The organism is Streptomyces sp. CO7 (assembly GCF_053474865.1).
Window position 1 is genome coordinate 358,431 of sequence record NZ_JBRIOU010000002.1, and the last position, 3,322, is coordinate 361,752.

The 3,322-nt window shown below is 76.2% G+C and carries 2 protein-coding genes; both read left to right on the forward strand.

Annotated elements, in window-relative coordinates; genetic code table 11:
* The first annotated feature begins 65 nt into the window (after positions 1-65).
* Entirely contained in the window at positions 66-1,256 is a 1,191-nt protein-coding gene (locus ACOV8S_RS03540; RefSeq protein WP_448317337.1) for a DegT/DnrJ/EryC1/StrS family aminotransferase, read from the forward strand.
* The coding region (locus tag ACOV8S_RS03545; RefSeq protein WP_448316052.1) for a lipopolysaccharide biosynthesis protein at positions 1,249-3,322 on the forward strand (2,074 nt) is incomplete at its 3' end. The genes ACOV8S_RS03540 and ACOV8S_RS03545, both read left to right, overlap by 8 nt.

Below are 3,322 nucleotides of genomic sequence, written 5' to 3' on the forward strand. Positions count from 1 at the left end.
CCATCGGGGTGGTCGGCGGGGCGGGGGCGCGATCGGGTATCCGGCTGGACCTGCTGGAAGACGCGATGCGCAGACGCCTGGGCCGTGAATGCATCTACGTTCCGTCGTGCCGTCTCGGCCTGTACCTGGCGCTGCGGCGCTGGTGCCGGCCGGGAGGCAGGGTGCTGATGTCGCCGGTCAACGACGACGTCATCCTCTTCGTCGTGCTCGCGGCCGGACTGCGGCCCGTGCAGGCGCCGTTGGACCCGCGCGACGGCTCCCTCGACGTGGCTGCGGTCGACGAGGGGGCCTGGGGCGGGCTGGCCGGCGTGCTGACCACCAACCTGTACGGGAACCCGGACCCGGCGCCCCGACTGCGCGAGCGGTGTGACCGGTCGGGCATCCCGCTGATCGAGGACGCCGCGCACGCGATCGGCAGCGAGGTGGGCGGACGGCCGGTGGGGTCCTTCGGCACCGCGGCGGCGTTCAGCCTCTCCAAGCACGTGGGGGCGAAGGCCGGGGGCTTCCTGGCCTTCGACGACGACCCGGCGCTGCGCGAGGAACTGGTCCGGGCGCGCGACGAGCTGCTGGAGCCGTCCGGCCTGGCCGCTGAGCTGGCGTACGCCGCACGGCCGTACGCGGAGGCGGCGGTACGAGGACTGGGGCTGCGGCGGGCGGCCCGGGCCACCCTGAGGATGCTCGGACTGAGCGAACGCCACGGCATCCGGATGCCGTTGCGCGCCGGGGAGCTGGCCCGGGCGGCGGCAGACGCCCCGGGGATCGCCGCGCACCACTCGTGGGTGCGGGTCGACATGCACGACTACCGCCTCGCGCCCGGCCCGCTCCGTATCCGCCGGATCACGCGAAGACTCGGCCGCCTCGACGAGGTGCTGCACGCCCACCGCGAGGGCACCGCACGGCTGCTGGACACCGAGTGGGCCGCGCCCGGCACCGCTGCGGGAGGCGTCCAGCCGTTGTTCCGGGTGCCGTTGCTGGTCGACGACCGGGACGCCGCCGTCGCCGCGCTGGCCCGCCACGGCATCGTCACCGGGTACCTCTACGACCCCCCGCTGGACGACTACGCGGGCTCCGAGTTCACCGGCCTCTCGCCCCGGCCCGGTCCCGCCCGCCGCTTCGCCCGGCACGCGCTGCCGGTGGACCCGCTGCGCGCCGCCGAGGCGATCGCCGTGCTCCGGCGGGCCGGCGTGGCACCCGCCGGGGTGCCGGCCGCCGGGCGCCCCGGCGTGGTACCCGGGACGGGAGGCGGCGGTGGCTGACATCCAGGAGGCGGCGGACGTCACAGCCCCCGGCCGGACCCGGTGGCCCGCTCGGCGTCCGCGTCCGGAGCGTGCGGTGGGCGGCGACTCCCTCTTCAGGAACGCGTACTTCCTGATGCTCAGCACGGGCGTGTCCGCCGTCCTCGGCCTCGCCTTCTGGCTGGTCGCGGCGCGTCACTACTCGCAGGAGGCGGTCGGCCAGGGCTCGGCCGCCGTCGCCGCCATGCGCCTGCTCGCCGGCATCACCGCCACCACGATGATCGGCGCCGTGGTCCGCTTCGTGCCGCGCGCCGGACGCGCCACCGGGGCCCTGGTACTGCGCGCCTACGCCGTCAGCTCGCTGGTGGTGGCCGTCGCCGGTGTCGTCTTCCTGCTCACCCTCGACCTCTGGGGGCCCTCGTACGCGCCGCTCGGCACGCCGGTGGCCGGGGTCCTCTTCGTCGCCTCGTGCGTGGCCTGGGCGATCCTCACCCTGCAGGACGGAGTGCTCACCGGGCTGCGCGAGGCGGTCTGGGTGCCGCTCGGCAACGCGGTGTTCTCGCTGGGCAAACTGGTGCTGCTGATCGTTTTCGCCGGGGCGATGCCGGTGCTCGGCGTGTTCGTCTCCTGGGGCGCGGCGATCGCGCTGTCCACCGTGCCGCTGGGGTGGCTGGTGTTCCGGCGGCTGATCCCGCGGCAGGCCGCCGCCGACGGCCACCGCCGGCCGCCCACCCTGCGGGCCGTCGGGCGGTTCATCGCCGGGGACTCCGTCGGCGCCATGTTCAGCCTGCTGATGATCAACCTGCTGCCGGTGATGGTGGCGGTGCGCCTCGGCGCGGCGGAGAACGGCTACTTCTACGTCGCCTACACCGTCGGCGGCACCATGGAGTTCCTCGCCATCAACATGGCGTCCTCACTCACCGCCCATGCCTCCCGCGACCCCCGCGCTCTCGCCGACGGGGTGCGGGGAGCGCTGCGGAGGATGGCCGTGCTGCTGGTGCCGGTGGTGGCCGTCCTGGTTCTCTTCGCGCCGCTGGTGCTCGCCCCGTTCGGCGCGGACTACGCGGACCGGGGCTCCACGGTGCTGCGGCTGCTGGCCGCCGCCGCGCTGCCCCGGGTCGCCGTCGAGCTGTACATCGGAGTGCTGCGGGTGGCCGGCCGCACCGCGATGCTGGCCCTGGTGCAGGGCGTGATGTGCGTGCTGGTCCTCGGCTCCGCCGCCCTGCTGCTCACCCCGGCGGGCATCGACGGCGCCGGCTGGGGCGTGCTGCTGAGCATGACCGCGGTCGCGCTGCTGTGCGTGCCGGGGCTGCGGGCCGCCGTGCGGGGCGAGGAAGGTGAACGTCCTTCCACCGCGCCCCGCTCCGGCGTGCGGGGCGTGTACCGCAAGGGCGTCGCGCTGGTGCGGGCGTCGTCGTCCGGGCCCCGGGGGGAGCGGCGGCTGCGGATCGCCCTGTGGTGGCTGCTGGCCTCCGCCGGGGTCTTCTATGCCGCCGCCCTGCGCCACCTGCCGTGGCTGGACGACGACCCTCGCGGCGCCGGGCGGGTCCGGACCGTCGACGGCGACCGCACCGCTGGGGAGGTGCTGGCCGCGCTGCCCAGCATCGCCCTGGCCGCCGCGGTGCTGATGCTGCTGGTGTACGTCGCCGCGCTGGCCCTCCGAGCCCCCGCCGACGGCCCGCTCGCGGCGGCCGCGCTCGCCGTGCTGGTCCTCGCGCTCCACGCCGCGCCCGTGGCGCTCGGTACCCGACCGCCCGCGGTGCGCGTCGGCTGGTGGCCCGGACCGGCCGGCGGTCTGCTCGGTGCGGGCCTGCTCTGGGCGCCGTACGCCTTCCTGGTGCTCGGCCTCATCCCGCTGTGGCTGGTGCTGCGGTGGGCGGTGCGGCTGCCGGCGGAGACCTGCTGGTGGCTGCTGTGGCCGGCCGCGGTCCTCAGCTGGGCGGTGCGCGACGCACTCGCCCCCGTGGGGCCGGTACTGCTCGCCGCCCTGCTGCTCCTCGCCGCGGCGGGCGCCCTCGCCCGTCGCGGAGCCCGCGCCCGGCCGCCGGCCACCGGACCGCCCGCGCCGTGCATACCCAGGCAGGGGA

Excerpts from the sequence above, each read along its gene's own strand:
- ACOV8S_RS03540 (WP_448317337.1), top strand. The coding sequence starts at position 66 with ATGCGCAGACGCCTGGGCCGTGAATGCATCTACGTTCCGTCGTGCCGT.